Origin of the sequence: Albibacterium bauzanense (genome assembly GCF_004339765.1) — a bacterium.
In the GTDB taxonomy this organism is placed as follows: Bacteria; Bacteroidota; Bacteroidia; order Sphingobacteriales; family Sphingobacteriaceae; genus Albibacterium; species Albibacterium bauzanense.
In genome coordinates, this window is the sequence record NZ_SMGO01000001.1 from 28567 (window position 1) to 51890 (window position 23324).

Here is a 23324-nt window from a genome sequence, read left to right on the forward strand (position 1 = left end):
ATGGAATTCTTTAATAATCATAAAAGTCTCTTTATTGCAACGGCTGCATTGTTTTTGATTCTGACATTCTTCGTGGCTATTATGCCTGCCTTGAATAATCAGAAAGACAATGCCCCATTGCCCAATGCAGTACCTTTAAGTGCGGCTGCACAAAAAGGAAAAGCACTTTATATAGCGAATGGCTGCGTGGCCTGCCATACTCAGCAAGTTAGAAATATTGATATGGATAAAATGTTTGGTTCAAGACCAAGTGTTTCAGCGGATTATGCAGATATAAAAAGACAAGATATCTGGCGTAATACGGCTACATTGATGGGAACTGAACGTACTGGTCCGGATTTAATTAATGTAGGAAATCGTCAGCCTAGCCAGGATTGGAACTTAGTTCATCTTTACAATCCAAGAACGGTGGTTAGTGAATCCATTATGCCTGCTTATCCATGGTTGTTTATCTTAAAAGAATATCCTACGATGGATGATGTAGTTGTTGCTGTGCCCGAAGAGTTTTTAAAAGATAAAAGTAAAAAGGTGGTTGCAACAGAGGATGCACTTAATTTGGTAGCTTATTTACAATCATTGAAGCAAACAGAAATGCCAACTGGTACAAATTTTCCGGAGTTTTTGTATAAACGAAATGTTAAAAGTGCCGCGGTTGCCAGTAGTGGAGGAGAAGGGCCTTCTAAAGTTATAGCTGCCGATGGTGTTGCCTTATATGCTACAAATTGCCAGGCTTGTCACCAGCAAAATGGAAAAGGATTGCCTGGTGCATTTCCTTCACTTGCAGGAAGTAAGGTTGTGTTGGATGAGAATCCTGAGATATTTGTAGACATTATTATGAACGGTTATAATGCCCGTGCTAATGAAGGGTTTGGCCCCATGCCTGCAGTTGGAACTATGGCTAATTTAACTGCTGATGAGATTACTGCTATTATGAATCATGAGAAAACAAGTTGGGGAAATGATGCAAAAACAGTAACTGTAGAAGAGATTCAAAAATTAATTGATAAGGTTAAGAAATAGATATAAAATAAAGACATGAAAAGGATAGTAATCTTATTACCACTTTTACTCGCTGCCCTAGGTGGCTTTGCTTGTCCGGCTTGTGAAAAACAACAACCTGCACTTCTAAAAGGTATTTCTCATGGAAGCGGACCTGATAGTAATTGGGACATGGTGATTGTTTGGATTATAGCGATCATAGTAGTTTTGACTTTGTTTTTTTCTATAAAGTTTTTAGTAAAACCAGGAGAAAAATCAAAGTCACATATTAAACGGTTTATATTAAGTAACGATTAAATACTGATGAAAACTAAAAGCAGCATTTTGCTTTTCATTGACGATGAATCAACTCCAATAGCGTCTTTTCAGGCACCAGTAAAATTTGAGTTGGATACTACCAAGCTAGTCGATGGAAAACACACATTAAGAATAGTAAGTAAGGATCCGAATGGTAAAGAAGGCATTCGGATTGTTCCATTTGAGGTTCGTAACGGTCCGGCTATAAGCATTGAAGGTTTACGTAAAGATGCAATTGTTGATGGGGTTATCCCTCTTATGATTAATGCTTATGGAAAAGGTAATTCAAGTCAATTTTACATAGAGGGAAGTGAAACACCACAAAGCATTCCTTACTGGGTTTGGATATTATTAATTGGCTTTGTGGGTTGGGCGCTTTATTATCTATTTACCTATATTAATGTAGTTCCTAATTAATGAAATAAAAGACCATGGATATATCAGAAAATACCCGCATATCCGATTTATTAAAAGAGAATAAGGTTAGCATTGATGCAATTGCCTCATTGGCTAAACCTCTTGAGAAACTTAAGAATCCTATTTTAAGAAAGCTGATGGCTTCTCGTGTAACTATAGCTGAAGCTGCAAAAATGGGAGGTTGCTCTCTTCAGGATTTTGAAAGGGTATTAACACCATTGGGTTTTAAGTTTATAAAGAATGTGGAGAAAGAAGATTTTGTGGAAGAGGAGTCACCTAATTGGCTGAAGAATCTTCCTGCAGATCATATCGAGGTATTTGATGTGAGAGAGATTTTGTTAGGCGGACAAGATCCTTTAAAACAAATTATGCAACGTTTTAAAAGTGTTCCGACTGGAAACGCACTTTGCATTGTAAATAGTTTTATACCTGTTCCTTTGGTACGTTTGCTTGAAAAAGATGGTGTAAAAAGCTTTACAAAAACAATAAGAATCAATGAATTTCATACGTATTTTTATAAAGTTCCTACTGTTAAAGAGACAGTAGCTCCTGCGCCTGGAACCAATGATAACATCCACATGCTTGACCAAGCTTCCTTTCAAGAGGAATATAATAAGTTTTCTGAAGCTAATATTCGTGAAATTGATGTACGTGCTCTGGAAATGCCAGGCCCTATGCAAACCATTCTGCAAATACTACCTACATTAAGTACTAATGAAGCTTTGTATGTAAATCATAAACGAGTTCCATTATATTTACTTGAAGAAATAGCAGGTGAAAATTATTATGTAAATATTCTTACTTTATCTGAAATAGATGTTAAATTATTGATTTATAAAAGATGATAGGGGATGGAAAAGTTTACGATATGGACGGTCGGTCATTCAACTCGTAGTTTTTCAGAGTTTCTGGAATTGCTGCAACATAATTCGATTAAATTACTGGTGGATGTAAGGAGCCTCCCGGGTTCACGGAAGTTTCCTCAATTTAATAAAGAGAATTTAGAGACAGAACTACCTGCTAATGGTATTGAATATCAGCATATGCTCGCTCTTGGTGGAAGAAGAAAGGTTCATAAAGATTCTAAAAATACGGCCTGGCGAAATCCTTCTTTCCAAGGATATGCTGATTATATGGAAACGGAAGAGTTTAGAACAGCACTGAATGAACTGGAAAATAGCAGCAAAAATCAAAATACTTGTATTATGTGTTCAGAGGCAGTTTGGTGGCGCTGTCATCGGAGTATGATTGCAGATGCACTTAAGTTAGATGGATGGAAAGTGCTGCATATCTTATCGTTAACTAAATTAGAGAAACATCCTTATACATCTCCGGCATCTATTAAAAATGGTAAGCTTTTTTATAATTAGCTCAAAATAAATAACTGTTTTTGTGATTTTTATGCTATTTTATTGTGTTTTTTAATGTGAAGACAATACTTTTGTCGAAAACATAATTAAATGCGAAAAAGTAAAGGTACAAGGGAGCCCATCCCGATAGCTCCTTCTCTAGGCTTTAATGATCAAGAGTTTATTGATACACCACCTTCAGTTTCTAAACGGGTTCTTTATTTAAGTGCACAGGCAGTTTTTAATGCTATAATTATTGGCTTCATTGCGAAGCTGCTTGTTGAGTTGATTCATCTTATTACTAATCTTTTCTTTTATGGAAATTTTTCATTTGAAGAAACTACTCCGGCCGGTAATACATTGGGATTATGGGTTATTGTAATCCCGGTTATAGGTGGACTTATTGTGGGTGTTATGGCTAAATTGGGTTCTACAGCTATTCGTGGTCATGGAATTCCAGAGGCCATGGAGCAGGTATTAACCAATGAAAGTAAAATTAAACCTATTATTACCATTTTAAAACCACTATCTGCAGCAATCTCTATTGGTTCGGGTGGTCCATTTGGTTCTGAAGGCCCTATCATTTCAACCGGTGGAGCTTTGGGTTCTTTTGCCGGACAAATTATGAAAATTACGCCGAATGAGCGTAAAATTATGCTTACGGCTGGTGCTACTGCAGGTATGGCAGCTATTTTTGGAACGCCAGTGGCGGCTGTTTTGTTGGCTGTTGAGTTGTTGCTTTTTGAATTTTCACCACGTTCTATTATTCCGGTTGCATTGGCTTGTGCTACAGGTGCTGCGATGCATTTGTTAATGTTTGGACAAGAGCCGATGTTTGGAATGCCCGACATTCCTGCACCAACCTACCAGGCTTTAATGTGGTATGTAACATTAGGGGGGATTATTGGTGTACTGGCAGCCCTTATTTCTAAAAGTATTTATTTAATAGAAGATTGGTTTGAGAAACTTCCTATACATTGGATGTGGTGGCCAGCTATTGGTGCCATTGCAATTGGTGTAGTAGGTTATTTCGCTCCTTATACTATGGGAGTAGGATATTCTAATATCTCTGATTTATTAACAGGAAATTTGCCTGTACAAATGATATTTGGATTGGGAGTATTGAAGTTTATTTCCTGGTCTATTTCTTTAGGTAGTGGTACTTCTGGCGGTACTTTGGCTCCTTTATTTACTATAGGTGGAGCGATAGGATTGGCTTTAGGAATGGTTATTCAATATATTTTTCCAGAGAGCGATATTAATTTACCTACCTGTGCTTTAATTGGTATGGCAAGTATGTTTGCCGGTTCAGCACGTGCATTACTAACATCAATTGTTTTTGCTTTTGAAGTTACGATGCAACCTCATGGTTTACTTCCTTTACTAGGAGCTTGTACTTCAGCTTATTTTGTGTCTTTTTTCTTAATGAAAGGAACAATTATGACAGAGAAGATTCAACGTAGAGGAATATTAACTCCTGATGCTTACGAGCCTGATGTTTTACAGCAAATGCATGTTGGAGAAGTAATGGAGTATTTGGAACCACAAATATCATTGAATCAGAGTATTGCTGATGTTAAAAAATGGGTATCTTTAAATCGTCCTGATCGTCATGTATTGATTGTAAAGGATAATGAGGGGAAGCTGGCTGGTACCTTAAAATTAAAGGATTTGCGAGAAAATGAATTGGATGAAAATGTGAGTATTGAAGCCTTGATGGATAAGAAGATCATTTATATTTATCCGGAGAGTCAATTAAGCTTTGCTGTCGAAATGATGGATCGTTATCATACTGATTTAATTCCTGTAGTAAATCGTGATAATAAAACACAGTCTATTGGTTTGTTAACTCCAACATTAGTGTTTGCAGCTTACCGTAAAGCTCGTTATGCCGATCAACAACTTCAACGGCCAATTAGTTTGAAAAGGAGTGGTTATAGAATGCTCGTAAAAAGTAAAAAGGGATTTAAAAGGTAAATTCTATGGAAAATAATAGGGGAGTTGTCTTTTTGATTATAGTAGCTTCTCTAGGCTATTTTGTAGATATCTATGATCTTGTCATTTTCTCTATTGTCCGGATTCAGAGTTTCCATGATATTGGTATTCCCGAAGATTCTATGCGAACAAATGGTGAATATGTGCTTAATATGCAAATGGGCGGATTGCTTTTGGGTGGCATTTTATGGGGTATTATAGGTGATAAGTTCGGAAGAATAAAAGTGCTCTTCGGTTCTATTTTATTGTATTCTTTAGCCAATATTGCGAATGGTTTTGTAAATGATATTCATAGCTATGCTATTATCCGATTTATAGCAGGTATAGGTTTGGCTGGTGAATTAGGTGCAGGCATTACTTTGGTTAGTGAAAGTATGCATAAAGACAAACGTGGCTATGGAACGATGGTTATAGCTGGAGTAGGAGTATTGGGAGCTATTTTGGCATTTTATGTTGCTGAATATTTTAGCTGGCGAAATGCTTATTTTGTAGGAGGAGGAATTGGTTTAATATTACTTGTTCTAAGACTTGGTACCTTTGAATCTGGATTATATAAAGGTGTTGTTAGCAAGAAGGTAGAAAAAGGGAAGCTCAGCATGTTGTTTAACTCAAAAGAGCGTTCTCTAAGATATCTGTATTGTTTACTCATAGGTTTGCCCATTTGGTTTGTGGTAGGGATTTTTGTCACACAGGCACCCGAATTTGGTAAAGCTTTGGGAGCAACAGATGTGCTGAGCGCAGGTAAGGGCATTGTATTTACCTATATTGGTATATCATTGGGCGATATATTTGCCGGTTTGTTGGCTCAATTAACAAAATCGAGAAGATTGGTGGTTTTCCTTTTTCAGTTAGGAATCATAGCAACTTCGGTTTGGTTTTTAAGTAGTGCAGGGTTAACTGAACAGCGATTTCATTGGATAGCTTTCTTTATGGGTTTAGCAGTAGGCTATTGGGCTACATTTGTAACAATTGCTTCAGAACAGTTTGGTACCAACTTACGGGCTACTGTTGCAACAACTGCTCCTAATTTTGTACGTGGAGCATTAATTCCAAGTACATTATTGTTTGAAGTTTTTGTATCAAGATATGGAATAATAACTTCTGGGTATATCATGATATTTCTATTAACAGCCATTGCAATCTTTGCATTGAGTAAACTCAAGGAAAGTTTTAATAAGGATTTAAATTATCTAGAATATTAAACTAAGAAGAGTTTTCCCTTGAACGAATAGATTCTCTTTTGTAACAATTCTATCAGTATACTAAATAGAGTGATTTTATTCATCTTTATGACTATTTTTGGACTAATGCGAACTGCTAATGATAAATTAAGAATTAACCTATCTATTAACAATTAAAAGTCTAAAAAATGAAAATTTTCACGTTAAAACAATCACTGATGAGCATGTTGTTCTTATTAATGAGTACAGCATTTCTTTTCGCTCAAAATAATCAACCCCCTGCAAGTCCGGCTGCTACTGCTACTGGGAAATTTGGAAATGCAACAGTAACTATTACTTATAGTAGTCCTGCGGTAAAAGGAAGAGAGATATTTGGAGGTTTAGTTCCTTATGATAAAGTATGGAGAGCAGGAGCTAATCAAGCTACAATATTAGAAACCACTGCACCAATCCAAGTTGAAGGCAAAAACCTTCCTGCTGGAAAATATACTCTTTTTATGCTTCCAACTGCCAATAATGGCTGGACTGTTATTCTGAATTCAGAAACCGGACAATGGGGAATACAAAGAACTGGCGAAGCAAACCTGGATAGAAGCAAAGATGTTCTTACTGCTTCAGTAAAGCCGGCTAAAAGCAGCACTATGCATGAACGATTGGTTTATGAATTTAATACTAATGGTTTTTCTTTATCATGGGATAACCTTACAATACCAGTTTCGGTTAAATAATTATGGAGAACTGCTAGTCTTTATCAATTCTTAATCTTTATAGATCGCCGTGTTGTTTTATCATAAATAACACGGCGATTCTTGTTTAGAGAAATGGCTTTAATCCCTATCTTCGTAGAAAAGTATTAAATGTTAGAAATAGTCTACCAGGATGAATATTTAATCGCCATCAATAAACCGCATGGTTTATTGGTACATCGTTCGTCTATTGCCAGGGACGCAAAAGAATTTGCTCTGCAACTTTTAAAAACACAGATAGGTAAATATGTTAGCCCGGTTCATCGTTTAGATCGTAAGACAGGAGGGGTATTATTATTTGCTTTAGATAAGGAGATAGAAGTTGCAATGCATCAACAGTTTATGAAAGGAGAGGTGGAGAAAGAATACCTTGCTATTGTACGAGGCTATTCGCCTGATCAAATGGAAATTGATTATCCCCTTTTGAAAGAAAATGGTATGATGCAAGAAGCATTTACCAAATTTAAAACTCTTGAGCGGGCAGAGTTGGCAATCCCATTGGGCAAGCATGCAACTTCAAGATATTCATTAATAGAAGCTAAGCCAACAACCGGGCGAATGCACCAATTAAGAAAGCATTTTGCACATATTTTTCATCCCATCATAGGTGATCGTAAGCATGGTTGTAATAAACAAAACCGTTTCTTTAAAGAACAATGGGATATGACAACCATGCTTTTACATGCTTCTTCGCTGAAGTTTAAACACCCGATAACTGAACAAGATGTTCGTATTTCAGCACCTGTACAAGGTGAGTTTAAAAGGGTGATGAATTTGATGGATTGGAATTAAAAGAATATTTATCTTTTATAGTCACCATTAAATAATCTCATAATACCTAAAGGGTTATCGCTCTTTAACTCCTCTGGTAATAGGTCCTCAGGAAAACTTTGATAGCATACCGGGCGTGTAAAACGATATATAGCTGCCGTTCCAACAGAGGTTGAACGACTGTTTGAAGTCGCGGGAAATGGGCCTCCATGCACCATCGCATGGCATACTTCAACACCCGTAGGGAAATCATTAATAATTAACCTGCCAACTTTTTGTTCTAAAATGTCTATTAAATCGCTATAATTATTTAAGTCGTTTTCAGTTCCGAAAAGTGTAGCCGTTAAATGGCCTTTCATCTTTTTTGCTGATGCCAACAATTCTTCTTTAGAATCTGCAATAACACTTATGGTTGATGGTCCAAAGTTTTCTTCTTCTAAAGAATCTCTTAAAATAAAGCTTTTAGCCGTGGTTTCAAATAAATGTGCGCTTCCTTTAAATCCTTCTAAGCTGGATTTGCCTTTCGCTAATAATTTTACGTCAACCTTATTACTTGCTAAATGTTGAATGCCAATATCAAATGCAGACTTAATCCCTTTATTCAACATGGTGCCTGCTTCTGTTTCTTCAAAGTGCTTTGCTGTTAGTTTCTGAAAGTTTTGCAGGTTTTCGTCATTATTCAAAAATACTAAACCAGGGTTTGTACAAAACTGTCCAACCCCTAATGATACAGAGCCAGTTAATCCTTTAGCAATGTCTTCAGAACGGGTTTTCAATGCTTCAGGTAAGATAAAAACAGGATTTGTACTTCCCATTTCAGAATATACTGGAATAGGCTCTTCTCGATTATTAGCCGCCTGAAAAATAGCAATTCCTCCCTTGGTAGATCCCGTAAAACCAATCGCTTTAATATGAGGATGATTTACAATAGCCATGCCCACTTCCACGGAAGCGCCCTGTACCATTGAAAAAACACCTTTTGGCATGTTGGTTTTTTCCGAAGCCTTATTAATGGCCATAGCCACCAATTCGCAAGTCCCAGGATGTGAAGGATGACCCTTTACAACAACAGGGCAACCGCTAGCTAAAGCCGATGCGGTGTCTCCTCCTGCAACCGAAAAGGCCAACGGAAAATTACTAGCTCCGAAAACGCCTACAGCACCTAAAGCTATTTGCATATAACGAATATCAGCCCTCGGTAATGGTTGTCTATCTGGCAGCGCCGTATCTATTCTGGCATCAACCCAAGAGCCTTCACGCAAAACTGTCGCAAATAATTTTAATTGTCCCATGGTTCTGCCTCGTTCACCAGTTATTCTACCTATAGGTAAACCTGTTTCTGCAGAAGCAAGTGCTATCAAATCATCTCCAAGATTTAATATTTCATCAGCAATGGCATCTAAAAACAACGCTTTTTCCTTTCCGCTTTTCTTGCGATATATAGCAAATGCTTCATGAGCTTTTAAGGCGGCTTCATTTACCTCATCTATAGTTGCCTCATGAAATGTTGTTTCTAACTCCGTAGCATTGGAAGGGTTGATGGCTTTAAATGTTGTTTTTCCTTTTGATGAAATTAATCCCGCTATATAATTTTTTCCTGTCAATATCATTTTGTAAGTTTTATAATTTTTATTCTATTTTAAGGTCAGACCATAACCACTTTAAGGCTTCTGGAAGTACACTTCCTCCAATGTTTTCCATTGTGGGCACCAGTTCCTATTAGCTTTAATTAGTGTCATCTTACATAGTTTACTAAAGTACCTATAGGGGCTATTGAAATATTAATTTCGTCGCCACTTTGTAATGTAAAAGCAGTTGTTGGAACAATACCCGTACCAGTCATCAAAAGACTTCCATAGGCAAAAGAACATTCTTTATAGAGGTATGATACCAAATCTTCAAACTTACGTTTAATCTTATTTATTTCGATGGTACCTTCAAAAACCGTTTGTCCATTTCTATTGATTTTCATGGCAATTTCAGTACTTAAAGGAAGAGCTCCATTTGTTAAATAAATACATGGACCTAAACCAGCACAGGCATCGTATGTTTTAGCTTGTGGAAGATATAAAGGGTTTTCGCCTTCAATACTCCTGGAACTCATATCATTACCAATTGTATAACCAATTATTTTACCAGAAGATGTAATGGCTAATGTTAATTCCGGTTCAGGCACATCCCATATAGAATCTTTTCTAATGTTTACCTTTCCACCCGATGGCACCGTTCTATTTATAGTTGCTTTAAAAAACAGTTCTGGTCGGTCTGCATTGTAAACACGTTCATAATAGTCGCCTCCGCCAGCACCTTTACTCTCTTCTTGCCTTCCTAATTTACTATTAAAATAAGTAACGCCGCTTGCCCATAGCTCTTGACTTTTCATAGGAACTAATAAATGATTGGCTATGATGTCTTCGGCATTGTCAATGGATGAATTTTGCTTAACAATATCTTGAACTTTATCGTACAAATTATCATTATTAAAAAAATCATCCCAATTATCATTTACTAAGTAAAACGATTTGTCGGATTGAATTAAGATTCCTTTTGTTGTATTGTAAATTTTCATTTACGCTAAAATTAAGTATGTTAGAAATAATAAAATTGCTGATGATGTCCCTAAAACAGCGGTTCCCAATGTATGAAAACGGTAACCAGTTTTGACATCCATGCCTGATAATTGAGTAACCACCCAAAAGAAACTATCATTAGCATGTGAAACTACTGCAGATCCTGCACCAATAGCAATAACCACCATGGCTTTGTGTAATTCAGTTTCAAAACCTAAAGTCCCCATCATTGGTGCTAATATAGATGCAGTTGTTATTAAAGATACTGTAGAAGATCCTTGAGCTGTTTTGATTGCGGCCGCCAATAAGAAAGGTAACCAAATATTGATATTGATGTCCGATAATGTCTCTCCTAAGGTGATTGCTATTCCTGAATCGCGCAATACTTGACCAAAAATACCTCCTGCACCTGTAATTAATATAATTGATGATGCCGCTACTAAGGCTTTGCCAATCCATCCATCGGTGGAAAACATTTCTGAGCTTAATTTCTTTGGAAGCGTTAATGATAAAAAAGCTCCAATTAATAAAGCCATAAAAGGCTCTCCTAAGAATAACAAGATTTTAATGGTTAAAGGAAATGTTTCATAAGCTTCCATTTTATAATCAAAAGTTGTTGTTAATATTGATGCGATAACAATTAAAATAATAGGAATAAAAATGGGCACGACCGATTTTAGTGCACTTGGTCTGGATTTAAATTGTATGGCTATGTCTTCTTCAGAGATTTCCGGATTGGGATCAATATAGGTTTTAGAAACATATTTCTTGATAAAAAGAAGCGATATAGCCAAGGCACCTAAGCTGATAGGGATTCCCAATAACATGACCAACCCTAAATCGGCGTTTAAATAATGAGCTGCCGCTACGGGCCCAGGTGTTGGAGGGATTAAAACGTGTGATGCTGTTAAACCAAGCGCTAAAGCAATGGCGGCTCCGGATAAAGAAATTCCAGCTCTTTTTGATAAGCTTTTATTTAATGGTGCCAATAGCATAAAACCACTATCTGCAAAAACAGGTATAGAAACAAACCACCCTATCAAGCTCATAGCAAAAGGGATTTTTTTCTTTCCTGTAAACTTCAATACTTTCTCCGCCAAGGCATAAGCACCTCCAGAATTTTCTAAAAAAGCACCAATAATAACACCAAGAATTATAATCATTCCAATGCCGCCTAATGTATTTCCAAAGCCTTTATTTACGGAATCAATGATTTGATTTAAAGGCATTCCTGAAAGAATTCCATAGAGAATAGCTACTAAAAGCAGCACTACAAAAGGGTGGACTTTTAGTCTTGATGTCATAAATATAATCAGCAATACGCTGATTATTAAATAGATGATTGTCATGGGTTAATTTGATTAGTTTGTAATTGGTTATTAAATTAATGCAAATCCCTATCAACTTTCGAACCCGAACCTCCAACAAGAACATCTAAATCTGCTCCCAATTCGGCACCTTCCACATGATCTAAATAAATACGTACATACCCTCTTGTAGCCATTGGTTCTGGTGCTTTCCATGCCAATTTTCGTTTTGCTATCTCTTCATCAGAAATATTAAGTTGTAATAATCTATTTTCAACATCTAATGTAATCGTATCACCATTTTGTACAATAGCAAGAGTTCCACCAATCGTTGATTCTGGTGATATATGAAGCACCACGGTGCCATAAGCAGTTCCACTCATTCTACCATCAGAAATACGAATCATATCCTTCACGCCTTTCATAATCAATTTTTCTGGTAAATCTACATTGCCAACTTCTGGCATTCCAGGATATCCTTTTGGTCCCACACCTTTCAGTACTATAACACTATCTTCATCAATTTCTAAATTCGGGTCATCAATTCTATGGTGATAGTCTTCCATACTTTCAAAAACAACCGCTTTCCCCGTATGGTTCATCAGGCGCTTCGTAGCAGCAGAAGGTTTAATGACGGCACCATTTTCACACAGATTTCCTTTTAAAACAGCAATACCTGCATGTTCTTGTAACGGTTTATCTATTTTGGCAATAACTTCATCATTATAGCATATGGCTTTAGCATAATTTTCTCTAAATGTTTTTCCATTGGCTGTTATAATATCTTGATGTAATAAATCATCCAATTCTTTCATAACTACAGGCAAGCCTCCCGCATAAAAGAAATCCTCCATCAAATATTTTCCGGAAGGCATTAGGTTTACCAATAATGGGATTTGACTTCCAAGACTATCAAAATCTTCTAATTTTAAATTAACACCGATTCGACGTGCAATAGCAATTAAATGAATAATTAAATTGGTTGAACCTCCAACTGCAGCATTGGTTACTATGGCATTTTCAAAGGCTTTTCTGGTAAGGATTTTAGACAAGGTTAAATCTTCTTTCACCATATCAACTATACGACGGCCAGACAATTGTTGCATGACCTTTTTGCGGGAATCTGCTGCTGGGATAGATGAGAAACCAGGTAAGGTAAGTCCTAAAGCTTCACACATTGTTCCCATAGTAGAAGCCGTTCCCATCGTGTTACAATGTCCTATACTTCGAGCTGCACAAATTTCAGCTTCTTGCATTGCTTCGGCATCAAAGTCCTGTGTTTTCTGTTTTTCTTTAATCATCCAGTTAAAAGAACCAGAACCAATGGTTTCACCTCTAAATCTTCCATTTAACATAGGACCTCCAGGCACTACAATTGTTGGTATATCCACACTACAGGCACCCATAACCGTTGAAGGTGTTGTTTTGTCGCACCCAGTTAAAAGCACAATACCATCCAGTGGATTTGCTCTAATGGATTCTTCTGTATCCATACTTACCAAATTACGAAACAGCATTGTAGTTGGTCGCATGATGGTTTCGCCCAATGACATGACGGGGAATTCCAAAGGAAAGCCTCCTGCTTCAAGAATACCCCGTTTTACAACTTCGGCAACATCGCGCAAATGACCATTACAAGGTGTCAAGTCCGACCATGTATTACAAATACCTATCACGGGTTTACCTTCGAAGTAATCATTTGGATAGCCTTGATTTCTTAACCAAGAACGATGTACAAAGCCCATTTTATCTTTACCACCAAACCACTCTTGACTTCTTAATTTTTTATCCTTCATGTGTTGTATAAATGAAATTATTAATTGAAATAATGTCTATACTAGCATTAAAGCTAGTTTAGGCTGTGTTTCTATCATATAACAAAGGGTAATTGGTTCTTATAATGATGATTGTTTTATAAAACAGATATCATATAAGCCCCAAATTCCTAAAGAGGATTAGAGATCTTCGTATTTATGGGAAAGATTATAATTGGTTAAGGGTAAATATATAAAAATAATACACCAAACAAAAAGTTTAATCTTTATAACATTGGGTATTACAAGGCCATTGTTAACTGTATCTACTTCAATTAGCTAAAATGATGCGTAGCATTTCTCCTGTCTCCACTGCCATTCCTAGAATAAAATATTGTATATCAGATCACTATGTGTAATCTATCTTAAAAAAGGATATCCATCGCTTTTTTTTTCTATTTTGTGTTGTTTTAGTAAAAAGAAAAGAATCGTTTAAATAATTACAGCGCCATTGAAGATCCTTATTTAAACATTTTATATCTATACTATTTGGAATTGGAAAAGGGTGTTGAGTTACAGATTTTTTCTTAGCACAGAAGAAGCTGCTAAATAACAAGGAATATAATACAGTTGAGAACAAGTACCCCAGAGATTAAAATGAAAGATTATAAAAAATATTACATCGTACCGGCTAGTCCGGAGGAAGTATACAAAGCTTTAACCATTGAACCTACTATTGAATTGTGGACTGGGGCTAAAGCTCAGATGTCTGCAGAGCCAGATACTGAATTCTCTTTATGGGATGAGAGCATTGTAGGAAAGAATATCGCTTTTGAAGAAAATAAGAAGATCGCTCAACAATGGTATTTCGGTGAGGAAAGTGACGATTCAATTGTTACTATTAAGCTGCATGAGCATAAACAAGGAACATCTGTTGAGTTAATACATACCAATATCCCTGACGAAGATTATGATAATATTACAGAAGGTTGGAATACAGACTATTTTGGTTCTATTATAGATTTTTATTCAGAATAAGCTTCAATAGGCTTGTTGGCCTCTTTCTTATAAATTTTATTAATAATTAAAGCAATTGCTCCATCTCCTGTTACGTTGCAGGCAGTGCCAAAGCTGTCCATTGCAATATAAAGTGCGATCATTAATCCCAGTGCTTCTTCATTAAAGCCAAGAATTGAAGATAATACACCTAAAGCAGCCATAATAGCACCTCCAGGTACACCAGGTGCGGCAACCATGGTTATTGCCAGCATAAATATAAAGCCTATGAAAACTTCAGGAACAATAGGCATGCCATTCATCATCATTATTGCCATGGCACAAGCCGTTATTTTGAGCATACTACCTGAAAGGTGAATGGTTGCACAAAGTGGGATTACAAAACTTGCCACATCTTCATCTACTCCGTTCTTTAATGTTTGTTGATAAGTTACGGGAATAGTGGCAGCCGACGATTGTGTTCCTAAAGCTGTTAAGTATGCTGTCATCATATTTCTTAATGCTTTTAACGGGTTTACTTTAGCAACGATTCCTGCAATGCTAAATTGAATCAATAGCAGGATAACCGTAAGAATAAAAATTAAGAGGATAATCTTTATGAAAACGGATAAAATACTTTCAACCTGTCCGGAAACGGTGATATTTAAGAATATACCGAAGATATAAATTGGTAAAATAGGAATAATGATATGGTTAATAACGTCCATAATTATATCCTTAAACTCTACCATCGATTTTTTAAGAGTTTCGCCTTTAATAAAGGCCATCCCTAGTCCTAATATGAAAGATAAGATAAGTGCACTCATAACATCAAGCAAAGGCGGCATTCCGAGTGTGAAATAGGCTTCTAAAGTTTTAGCTGCATCGTCTACTTTAGGGATAGTATTTATAGATCCTAACAAAGAAGGGTAGAAGATGTTGCAAGAGAAATAAGCAAAAAAACCGGTAAAGATTGTAAATCCATAGGCTAATACCGATGTTATAATAAGAAGCTTACCAGCACTCTTTCCTAAATCGGCAATGCCTGGTGCAATTAATCCTAGAATAATTAAAGGAACTATGAAGCCTAGGAAATTGCTAAATAAGCTATTGAAGGTTATAAATATTCGTGATATCCAATCCGGAAAGATTAATCCTGCTACAATCCCGAATACTATGGCGAGTATTACTTTTCCTAATAGACCAATTTTTATATTTCTCATAGATTCTTACAATGAGGTATTAAGATTATTTAGATCCTCTATTTATTTCCAAAGATTGAAAAGGCAAAGAAGGTTGCCGATAAACCTAAGATAATACTTAATGCTATATAGGAGAGGGCGAAGCCTATTTGACCCTCTCGAAGAAGATTAATTGATTCCATAGAGAAGGCAGAGAAAGTTGTGAAACCACCTAAGAGGCCAGTTACTAAAAGAAAGCGCCATTCCACTCCTAGATTTTCTTTATCGATATAACCAACGATTAATCCGATAAGAAAGCATCCTACAATGTTTACACCTAATGTTCCTACAGGAAAGGAGGAATCTGTCTTAATTTGAATAAGCTGTGAAAGCAGATATCGCAACACTCCACCAACAAAACTTCCAGAACCTATAAGCAATAGTGTTTTCATCAGATATTATTTCTATTAACAAATAACCATCATGAGTTGCTGTTTATTCTTGCATGAGCAAGTAGAAGCATTCATGATGGTTTCAGGCTTATAATTGTTTATTTCTCTATTGATTTTGACCAGATATTAATGGATCCGTCAACAGCATATTTGTCAATTTCCTTTAATTCATTTTCAGAGAATTCAATATTTTCAATGGCTTTCGCACAGTCTATTACCTGTTCTGGACGGCTGGCTCCAATTAAGGCCGATGTAATTCTTCCTTTTCTTAAAACCCATGCGATAGCCATCTGTGCCAAAGTTTGTCCACGACCCTTTGCGATTTCGTTTAATGAACGAATGTTAGCAATGTTTTTCTCATTTAGAAAATCGGGATTTAAAGACTTATGCTGACCTGCACGGCTATTTTCTGGAATATCCTTTAAATACTTTGTAGTTAACATCCCTTGTGCTAATGGAGAAAACACAATGCTTCCTATTCCCAATTCTTCCAAAGTATCAACTAATCCATCCTCTTCAATCCAGCGGTTCAGCATTGAATAGCTCGGTTGGTGAATTAAACACGGTGTTCCAAGCTCTTTTAAAATTTGATAAGCCTCACGAGTACGTTGTGAGTTATAAGAAGAGATACCAACATAAAGTGCTCTACCAGAACGTACAATATGATCCAAAGCCATCATCGTTTCCTCTAAAGGAGTATTTGGGTCAAAACGGTGTGAATAAAAGATATCTACATAATCAACACCTAAACGCTTTAAGCTTTGGTCACAACTCGCAATAAGATATTTTCTGCTTCCCCATTCTCCATAAGGGCCAGGCCACATATCGTAACCCGCTTTAGATGAAATGATAAGTTCATCGCGGTGATTAGCAAAGTCATCTTTTAAAATTCTTCCGAAGGCTGTTTCTGCACTTCCGGCAGGTGGTCCATAATTATTAGCTAAGTCAAAATGAGTTATGCCCAGATCGAATGCTGTATGGCAAATGGCTCTTTTGTTTTCATGAGAAGCATCGTCGCCGAAATTATGCCACAAACCAAGTGAAATGGCGGGCAGTTTTAAGCCACTTTTACCACAGGTATTATATAGCATCTTTTCGTAACGTTCCTTCTTAGGATGATAAGTCATTTTCTTGAAATTTTGGTTGGCATAAATGTAATAAATTATTCATTATTTATCTTAAGGATTATGAGGATGTATTAAAAATAGCCATAAAGATTTTCCGTATTTCATACATTCTATTCCGCTTTTCATAAGTGTAATTAATTTTCAAAAGCTATTTTTGCGCAACTATTTAGAAATAGTCTAAATACTATTAATTATTTATACATAACACATGGATCATAGAAAATTATTATCTATTCTTCTTTTTCTTTTAATTACAATTTCAGCTTTTGGTCAAACAATCATTATTAATGGTAAGGTATATGATCACGAAACTGGTCAACCTCTAGTTGGAGCAAGCATTCTTATCAAAGAAACAAATGCTAGTACAATTTCTTCTGCTGATGGTAGCTATCAAATTAGAGCAGAGGTTGGGCAAACTCTTGTATTTGCTTATGTTGGTTTAGTTTCTCAGGGAATAAAAGCTTCTTTAAATAATAGAGAAATTGATGTAGAACTCGCTGTTGATAATCGACAATTAACTGAAGTTGTAATAACAGGGGCATTGGGTATTAAGCGTTCAGCCCGGGAATTGGGAACATCTGCACAATTGGTGGATAATGAAGTTCTAAATCAAGGTAAAGCAGTTAACCCTTTGTTTGGTCTAACAAGTAAAGTTGCAGGATTACGTATCAATATGTACGATAGTAAAGTTGATCCAACGGCACAAATTACATTAAGAGGAACGCGTTCATTACAGAGAAATGCAGGTATAGATGGAAGAAATCCAAATGCTCCTTTATATGTAGTTGATGGTATACCCGTTCCGGATATTAGCAGACTTAATCCCAATGACATTGAAAATATAACAGTATTAAAAGGTGCAAATGCTGCAGCATTATATGGATCTGAAGGAGTGAATGGTGCAATTATGATTACTACCAAAACTGGAGAAAGGGGTAGAGGGTCTATAAGTTTTAGTAATACTACTACCTTTTCAAATGTTTACTTGTTACCGAAAGCCCAAACTATTTACGGACAAGGGAGTAATGGAAATTACAATCCTGAAACCTTTGAATCATGGGGCGATAAATTTAATGGAGAAATGAGACCCTGGGGGCCGGTTCTGCCGAATGGCACTCAACCCGAGTTACTTTATTCTGCTGCCAAGGATGACCCTCGATTAGATATATTTCAAACCGGAATAAATGTTCAAAATGATATTGCCTTTTCGGGTGGCGATGAGAAAAGTACCTACTATCTTTCTGCACAGCATGTTCACCAAACAGGGATTATACCCAAGGATAAAAATGACAGATTGAATCTTCGTTTTAATGGGACACGGAATTTTGGAAAGTTAAAGACAGGTTATAATGTTAATTATATTAATAATGAAAAAGATATTACACCTGATGGGCCATGGATTGGTGCATACCGTATGCCTTCTAATTTTAATTATGATTTAATAAAAGATTGGAAAGATCCTAACTCTCCGGGAAATCTTAATAATTATTTTATCCCTAATGCAAGTTGGTTAAGAAATCCATATTTCTTAATTGATAATATACGAGATGAGAGTACTCAACAAATAATTAATGGAAAAATTGACTTAGAATATCAATTCGCTGAATGGTTTACTGCTTTATACAGAGCAGGTTTGTATAGTTTGAATGATCAATCACGTAGTAGTACACGTAAATTTCAAACTAATCGTGCTAATAATACCACCGGTACGGTAAATGATGGTAGTAATAATTATCAACGCTTTAACAGTGATTTAATCTTGAATTTCAAGAAAGATTTTGGTGATTTCTCAACTCGTTTGCTTCTTGGACAGAACCTAAGAACAGATTACAGAAAATCACATAATATAAGTGCAAGTAATTTGCTTTACCCAGATATTCTTAACCCAGATAGCCGTGTTGGAGAATTAGACGGGGGAACAAGTATCACAGAACAACGTTCTTTAGCTGGTTATGGAGAATTAATGGTTGGGTATAAAAATTATTTATTCGTTACACTTACCGGACGAAATGATTGGGTTTCAACTTTAAGTCCAGAGAATAATTCATATTTCTATCCTGGCGTAAGTGCTTCTTTTATAGCAAGCGATGCATTTAGTTTTATTAAGAACACTCCTCAAATATCTTTCCTTAAGGTTTACTCTTCCTGGAATAGAACTGGTAATGTTACACTTACGCCTTATCAGTTGAATAATAGTTATAGTCAGTCTAACGGTTTTCCGTTTGGTAACTTAGAAGGATTCTTGCCTAGTCTTGTAAACCCAAATCCATCAATAAAGCCTGAGTTTGTAACTTCATTTGAGGCTGGTATTCAGTTTGGTTTGTTTAATAATCGACTAAACTTTGACGGTGCTTATGTATTCTCAGATTCTGATGGACAAATATTTAATGCTCCTGTTTCAACATCGTCAGGCTATAATTCAGCTTATGTAAATGCAGGACGTTTAACTAATAACATTATTGAATTAAGTGTAAATGGCGATTTGATCCGTAATAATAATGTACGTTGGAATATTGGCGCTAACTTTTCTTATAATAAAAATATCGTTAAAGAGTTATACGAAGCCGCAGATACAAGATACAAAGCTAATTTTAGACAATCCTATACTTTTGTTGGAGAACAATATCCTAGTCTATGGGTAAGTGACTATGAAAGAGACTATCAAGGTGTACTTTCTGGAGCAAGTACTGAAAATGATCCTATATATATTAATTCGAAAAAAGGAAATGTAGTAGTTGATGAAAACGGAAATCCTATCAAAGCAACCAATAATGTAATTCTTGGAACATTGATCCCTCCTTACTTATTGGGATTAAATACTCAGTTCGAATACAAGGGATTTAGCATCGGCGCTCAATTTGATGCTCGTTGGGGTGCATGGATGTATTCAGAAGTTGTGCCTGCTATGTATGAATTTGGTACGCATCCAGAAACTGCAATTCATGGTAGGGGAGAGAATGCTTTTGTATGGCCAAATTCAGTTGTAAAGAATGAAGATGGAACATATAGCCCTAATACGATACCCGTATCTAATTCTGGTAAAGAGTTTTGGACTGAACAGGGGAAAATACAAAGCAACACAGCTGTTAAATCTGATTTCTTGAAATTGCGCGAACTAAATATTAGCTATACACTACCTGCTTCACTTCTTGCTAATCAGAGCTTAATTCGCGAAGCTTCAATTGGTCTTATAGGTACTAATCTGTTTATCATTAGACATAAAGACAATGATATTGGGGACCCGGAATATTTATATAATAATACAGATGGGTATAGCAGTTTTCGACAAATACCTCCAATGAGAACCTTTGGTTTTAGTGTTAATGTTAAGTTTTAGATGTAAATGATTATTAAAGATTTTGACAAAATGAGAAATGTAAAAAAGGGATTAATATTAACTTTTGTAGGATTAATTACACTTACATCTTGCGATAAATTCTTGGATGTAAATGAAAATCCGAATGCACCTGGTGCGTCAACTTTACCTTTAAGTGCTAAATTCCCCGCAGCCATTGTATCCACAGTAAATCAGGAAACTATTCAACTAAATCAAATAGGTGCTTTTTTTGGAGGCTATTGGGGGACAAATAACGACGGGAATTCTTCGTTCTATGATTTTAAAACTTATAATGGACCAAGTATTCGCAACCAGCGCGGTGGTGTTCCTGTTTGGGAAAATGGCTTCAATAACATTTTATATTTTCAGCTTATTAAAGATGAGGCATTCAGTTCGGGAGACCGTTTTTATATTGGAGCATCAAAGATCATGCAAGGCTGGTTATTTTTACGTTTAGCAGATGTTTATAATAACATACCCTTTGATGAAGCTGCTAAAGGTACTGAGTTTAAAGCTCCGAAATATGAAGATGGGAAAAGTGTTTATCAAAAAGCAGTTAACTTAATCACAGAAGGAATCCAGGATGTTAAAAATTCACCTGAAGTAGGCGTACGGACAGATGATATAATTTTTAAGGGTAATAAAAGCCAATGGGCAAAGTTTGGTAATACGATAAAACTTCGTGCTTTGATTCGCCAAAGTGAAGTTGGTGATCAGAGTTATATTAATGCTGAAATTAATACAATTGAAAATGAGGGTAGCGGATATCTAAGTGTTGGTGAAAATGCATACGTAGATCCAGGCTATTTAAATTCTACTGGAAAACTTAATCCGTTTTGGGAAAACTATTATAGAAATGTTCAAGGTGCAGCTGTAGCAAATTACCGAATAATAAGACCTACAGTTTATTTATTAGATCAATATGAATTACGGAATGACCCTCGTTTAGAGAAATTGTATGTAGCAGTTAATGGAGAGTATAAAGGAGTTCTGTTTGGTAACCCAGATGCTGGTAATCCTATATATGATGAAGAAAACACATCATCTTTTAAAGGAGCCAATGAGAATAACGGCAATCCAACAGGGTTATTTAAAAAGTTTAATCAACCAAGTGTATTATTGAGTTCATTTGAGAGCTTATTTCTTCAAGCCGAGGCTGCGCAAAGAGGATGGATTTCTGGAAATGCTAAGACTTTTTATGAAGATGCTATTAAAGAATCTTTCAACTATTTAAGTGTTCCGGCTTCTGAATTTGCACAGTATAATGTCCAGAATAATGTAAATCTTGATAATGCATCAGCAAAGATTGCTCGCATAATAGAACAAAAATGGTTAGCATTAAATAGTGTTAATAGCATTGAAGCATGGAATGATTATAGAAGGCTAGGGCTGCCAGATTTTCCAGGAACTGCCGCAACCGGTATCACAGGTCGACCATTAAGATTTATGTATCCAGAAACTGAACGAGGAACAAATGGCGATAATGCTGCTGCGCAAGGAAGTGATTTAATGACTAAGGATAGAGTATGGTGGGATAAAGAATAGATTTTTTTTTCTATTTTGTGGGTCTATTGATCGCATGGAATTATACTATACTTTTTCAATCTTAATTGTTCTGGCTTCATTCTTTGCCTATATAAACCATAGGTTTATGAAGCTACCATTTACTATTGGCATTATGCTGATAGCAATTATTGTCTCGGTTATGATTCGTGTGGTTGGTATTAGTGTTTTTCCTAAGACAACCCTGAGTTTCTTTAATATGATCTCTGAATTTGATTTCACAGAAGTATTAATGGGAGCGATGCTTAATTTTTTGCTTTTTGCCGGAGCACTACATGTAAACTTTGCTGAACTTAAACAATATCAAAAACCAATTATTACCTCTGCAACTCTTGGTGTAGTAATCTCTACTTTTGTAATAGGTGGAATTATGTTTTACATTGCACCATGGCTAAATATTGAACTTCCCTTTATCTTCTGTTTATTATTTGGAGCATTAATTTCTCCTACCGACCCGATTGCTGTATTAGGTATATTAAAACAGGCAAACGTTCCGAAATCCCTGGAGATAAAGATTGGTGGAGAATCACTTTTTAATGACGGAGTAGCCGTTGTATTGTTTGCAGTTATTTTGCAACTGGCACAGACAGAAGATATGGTAATTTCCTTTTCTTCCATATCGTGGTTGCTATTAAAAGAAGCTGGCGGTGGTTTACTATTGGGGTCTTTATTGGGTGTTACGGCTTCCATGGCATTAAGAAAAACCAACGATTATATAGTTTCTGTACTAATAACTTTGTCAGTTGTAATGGGTGGTTATCTTGTTGCTGCTGCTTTACATTTATCAAGTCCTTTAACAATGGTTGCGGCAGGTTTATTCATAGGAAATGTAGGTAAACGAGCCATCAGTTCAGTTGTAATTCGAGACTATGTAGGTAAGTTTTGGGAGCTTATAGACGCTGTATTAAATGCTATCTTATTTTTGTTTATCGGTTTTGAGCTGTTGTTAATACCTGATTTATTTGGTCACTGGATTTTAGGTGTAGCAGCTATCTTCGTTGTATTATTTGCACGATTTATTTCTATCTGGCTACCTTCTTTTGCCCTTCCCTTTTTGAGTACGTTTAATCGAAATACAATGAGAATGCTAGTTTGGGGAGGTTTAAGAGGAGGAGTGTCCATTGCTTTGGTATTGTCAATGGCCAATGGAGAATACAAGAATCTTCTTTTGGAAATAACATATTTTGTAGTCGTTTTTTCAATTGTGGTTCAAGGCTTAACAGTCGGCAGAGTTGCTCGTAGATCGATCGTAGTCGATGAGTAATAGCATTTTCGATAAACA

General features: G+C 36.0%; 20 protein-coding genes. 13 read left to right on the forward strand and 7 right to left on the reverse strand.

Translation table 11 applies throughout. The features are described from left to right. The 9 genes from C8N28_RS13995 (at position 1) to C8N28_RS00165 (ending at position 7776) form a co-directional block, all read left to right on the forward strand. Positions 1 to 1020, forward strand: coding sequence for a cytochrome c (locus C8N28_RS13995; RefSeq protein WP_132220325.1), 1020 nt, complete (start codon positions 1 to 3; stop codon positions 1018 to 1020). A 15-nt stretch (positions 1021 to 1035) separates the two neighbouring features. Then, a complete protein-coding gene (locus C8N28_RS00130; RefSeq protein WP_132220327.1) occupies positions 1036 to 1296 on the forward strand; it encodes a hypothetical protein in 261 nt (86 codons plus the stop codon). Positions 1297 to 1302: 6 nt separating this feature from the next. Beyond that, complete coding sequence (locus C8N28_RS00135) at positions 1303 to 1713, forward strand: cytochrome C (RefSeq protein WP_132220329.1); 411 nt, start codon at positions 1303 to 1305, stop codon at positions 1711 to 1713. Between the two features lie 14 nt (positions 1714 to 1727). Then, positions 1728 to 2558, forward strand: coding sequence for a DUF2249 domain-containing protein (locus C8N28_RS00140; protein WP_132220331.1), 831 nt, complete (start codon positions 1728 to 1730; stop codon positions 2556 to 2558). 6 nt (positions 2559 to 2564) lie between these two features. Beyond that, a complete protein-coding gene (locus C8N28_RS00145) occupies positions 2565 to 3083 on the forward strand; it encodes a DUF488 domain-containing protein (RefSeq protein ID WP_132220333.1) in 519 nt (172 codons plus the stop codon). A gap of 90 nt (positions 3084 to 3173) precedes the next feature. Further along, positions 3174 to 5039 carry a chloride channel protein gene (locus tag C8N28_RS00150; protein ID WP_132220335.1) on the forward strand — a complete coding sequence of 622 codons (1866 nt, stop codon included), beginning with the start codon at positions 3174 to 3176 and terminating at the stop codon, positions 5037 to 5039. 5 nt (positions 5040 to 5044) lie between these two features. Next, positions 5045 to 6259: an MFS transporter gene (locus C8N28_RS00155; RefSeq protein ID WP_132220337.1), complete on the forward strand. Its 1215-nt coding sequence runs from the start codon at positions 5045 to 5047 to the stop codon at positions 6257 to 6259. 167 nt (positions 6260 to 6426) lie between these two features. After that, on the forward strand, positions 6427 to 6966 hold the full coding sequence (locus tag C8N28_RS00160) for a DUF2911 domain-containing protein (RefSeq protein ID WP_132220339.1): 540 nt from the start codon (positions 6427 to 6429) through the stop codon (positions 6964 to 6966). A 129-nt stretch (positions 6967 to 7095) separates the two neighbouring features. Beyond that, positions 7096 to 7776, forward strand: a complete 681-nt coding sequence (locus C8N28_RS00165; protein WP_132220341.1) for a pseudouridine synthase — start codon at positions 7096 to 7098, stop codon at positions 7774 to 7776. 8 nt (positions 7777 to 7784) lie between these two features. On the opposite strand, the gene C8N28_RS00170 is transcribed toward C8N28_RS00165, so the two are convergent. The 4 genes from C8N28_RS00170 to C8N28_RS00185 all read right to left on the reverse strand — a co-directional run bounded on the left by C8N28_RS00170 (position 7785) and on the right by C8N28_RS00185 (position 13428). Next, on the reverse strand, positions 7785 to 9365 hold the full coding sequence (locus C8N28_RS00170; RefSeq protein ID WP_132220344.1) for an aldehyde dehydrogenase (NADP(+)): 1581 nt from the start codon (positions 9363 to 9365) through the stop codon (positions 7785 to 7787). A gap of 125 nt (positions 9366 to 9490) precedes the next feature. Next, positions 9491 to 10324, reverse strand: coding sequence for a fumarylacetoacetate hydrolase family protein (locus C8N28_RS00175; protein WP_132220346.1), 834 nt, complete (start codon positions 10322 to 10324; stop codon positions 9491 to 9493). Next, complete coding sequence (locus C8N28_RS00180; RefSeq protein ID WP_132220348.1) at positions 10325 to 11674, reverse strand: GntP family permease; 1350 nt, start codon at positions 11672 to 11674, stop codon at positions 10325 to 10327. It abuts the gene before it with no gap. A gap of 35 nt (positions 11675 to 11709) precedes the next feature. Then, positions 11710 to 13428 (reverse strand): IlvD/Edd family dehydratase, encoded by a 1719-nt coding sequence (locus tag C8N28_RS00185; RefSeq protein WP_132220350.1) that lies wholly within the window; start codon positions 13426 to 13428, stop codon positions 11710 to 11712. A 615-nt stretch (positions 13429 to 14043) separates the two neighbouring features. Between C8N28_RS00185 and C8N28_RS00190 the strand changes: the two genes are divergently transcribed. Then, positions 14044 to 14424 (forward strand): SRPBCC domain-containing protein, encoded by a 381-nt coding sequence (locus tag C8N28_RS00190; protein ID WP_132220352.1) that lies wholly within the window; start codon positions 14044 to 14046, stop codon positions 14422 to 14424. Here the strand turns inward: C8N28_RS00190 and C8N28_RS00195 are convergent. From C8N28_RS00195 to mgrA, 3 genes are all read right to left on the reverse strand, one after another. Further along, positions 14412 to 15605, reverse strand: coding sequence for a dicarboxylate/amino acid:cation symporter (locus tag C8N28_RS00195; protein WP_132220354.1), 1194 nt, complete (start codon positions 15603 to 15605; stop codon positions 14412 to 14414). The genes C8N28_RS00190 and C8N28_RS00195 overlap by 13 nt on opposite strands. Positions 15606 to 15643: 38 nt before the next feature. Then, positions 15644 to 16015 carry a fluoride efflux transporter CrcB gene (gene crcB / locus C8N28_RS00200; RefSeq protein WP_132220356.1) on the reverse strand — a complete coding sequence of 124 codons (372 nt, stop codon included), beginning with the start codon at positions 16013 to 16015 and terminating at the stop codon, positions 15644 to 15646. Between the two features lie 98 nt (positions 16016 to 16113). Beyond that, complete coding sequence (mgrA, locus tag C8N28_RS00205; RefSeq protein WP_132220358.1) at positions 16114 to 17142, reverse strand: L-glyceraldehyde 3-phosphate reductase; 1029 nt, start codon at positions 17140 to 17142, stop codon at positions 16114 to 16116. A 208-nt stretch (positions 17143 to 17350) separates the two neighbouring features. Here mgrA and C8N28_RS00210 point away from each other — a divergent pair, with 208 nt between their 5' ends. The 3 genes from C8N28_RS00210 to C8N28_RS00220 are packed head-to-tail and all read left to right on the forward strand — an operon-like array spanning position 17351 to position 23306. After that, complete coding sequence (locus tag C8N28_RS00210) at positions 17351 to 20479, forward strand: SusC/RagA family TonB-linked outer membrane protein (RefSeq protein ID WP_132220360.1); 3129 nt, start codon at positions 17351 to 17353, stop codon at positions 20477 to 20479. A 30-nt stretch (positions 20480 to 20509) separates the two neighbouring features. Then, positions 20510 to 22024 (forward strand): SusD/RagB family nutrient-binding outer membrane lipoprotein, encoded by a 1515-nt coding sequence (locus C8N28_RS00215; protein WP_132220362.1) that lies wholly within the window; start codon positions 20510 to 20512, stop codon positions 22022 to 22024. Positions 22025 to 22058: 34 nt separating this feature from the next. Continuing rightward, positions 22059 to 23306, forward strand: a complete 1248-nt coding sequence (locus C8N28_RS00220; RefSeq protein WP_132220364.1) for a cation:proton antiporter — start codon at positions 22059 to 22061, stop codon at positions 23304 to 23306. The last annotated feature ends 18 nt before the right edge of the window (positions 23307 to 23324 follow it).

Coding starts and splice junctions, on each gene's coding strand:
- C8N28_RS00175 (WP_132220346.1), bottom strand. CDS start 10,324: ATGAAAATTTACAATACAACAAAAGGAATCTTAATTCAATCCGACAAA.
- C8N28_RS00150 (WP_132220335.1), top strand. CDS start 3,174: ATGCGAAAAAGTAAAGGTACAAGGGAGCCCATCCCGATAGCTCCTTCT.
- C8N28_RS00135 (WP_132220329.1), top strand. CDS start 1,303: ATGAAAACTAAAAGCAGCATTTTGCTTTTCATTGACGATGAATCAACT.
- C8N28_RS00180 (WP_132220348.1), bottom strand. CDS start 11,674: ATGACAATCATCTATTTAATAATCAGCGTATTGCTGATTATATTTATG.
- C8N28_RS00165 (WP_132220341.1), top strand. CDS start 7,096: ATGTTAGAAATAGTCTACCAGGATGAATATTTAATCGCCATCAATAAA.
- C8N28_RS13995 (WP_132220325.1), top strand. CDS start 1: ATGGAATTCTTTAATAATCATAAAAGTCTCTTTATTGCAACGGCTGCA.
- C8N28_RS00160 (WP_132220339.1), top strand. CDS start 6,427: ATGAAAATTTTCACGTTAAAACAATCACTGATGAGCATGTTGTTCTTA.
- C8N28_RS00195 (WP_132220354.1), bottom strand. CDS start 15,605: ATGAGAAATATAAAAATTGGTCTATTAGGAAAAGTAATACTCGCCATA.
- crcB (WP_132220356.1), bottom strand. CDS start 16,015: ATGAAAACACTATTGCTTATAGGTTCTGGAAGTTTTGTTGGTGGAGTG.
- C8N28_RS00215 (WP_132220362.1), top strand. CDS start 20,510: ATGAGAAATGTAAAAAAGGGATTAATATTAACTTTTGTAGGATTAATT.
- mgrA (WP_132220358.1), bottom strand. CDS start 17,142: ATGACTTATCATCCTAAGAAGGAACGTTACGAAAAGATGCTATATAAT.
- C8N28_RS00220 (WP_132220364.1), top strand. CDS start 22,059: ATGGAATTATACTATACTTTTTCAATCTTAATTGTTCTGGCTTCATTC.
- C8N28_RS00155 (WP_132220337.1), top strand. CDS start 5,045: ATGGAAAATAATAGGGGAGTTGTCTTTTTGATTATAGTAGCTTCTCTA.
- C8N28_RS00185 (WP_132220350.1), bottom strand. CDS start 13,428: ATGAAGGATAAAAAATTAAGAAGTCAAGAGTGGTTTGGTGGTAAAGAT.
- C8N28_RS00130 (WP_132220327.1), top strand. CDS start 1,036: ATGAAAAGGATAGTAATCTTATTACCACTTTTACTCGCTGCCCTAGGT.
- C8N28_RS00140 (WP_132220331.1), top strand. CDS start 1,728: ATGGATATATCAGAAAATACCCGCATATCCGATTTATTAAAAGAGAAT.
- C8N28_RS00190 (WP_132220352.1), top strand. CDS start 14,044: ATGAAAGATTATAAAAAATATTACATCGTACCGGCTAGTCCGGAGGAA.
- C8N28_RS00145 (WP_132220333.1), top strand. CDS start 2,565: ATGGAAAAGTTTACGATATGGACGGTCGGTCATTCAACTCGTAGTTTT.
- C8N28_RS00210 (WP_132220360.1), top strand. CDS start 17,351: ATGGATCATAGAAAATTATTATCTATTCTTCTTTTTCTTTTAATTACA.
- C8N28_RS00170 (WP_132220344.1), bottom strand. CDS start 9,365: ATGATATTGACAGGAAAAAATTATATAGCGGGATTAATTTCATCAAAA.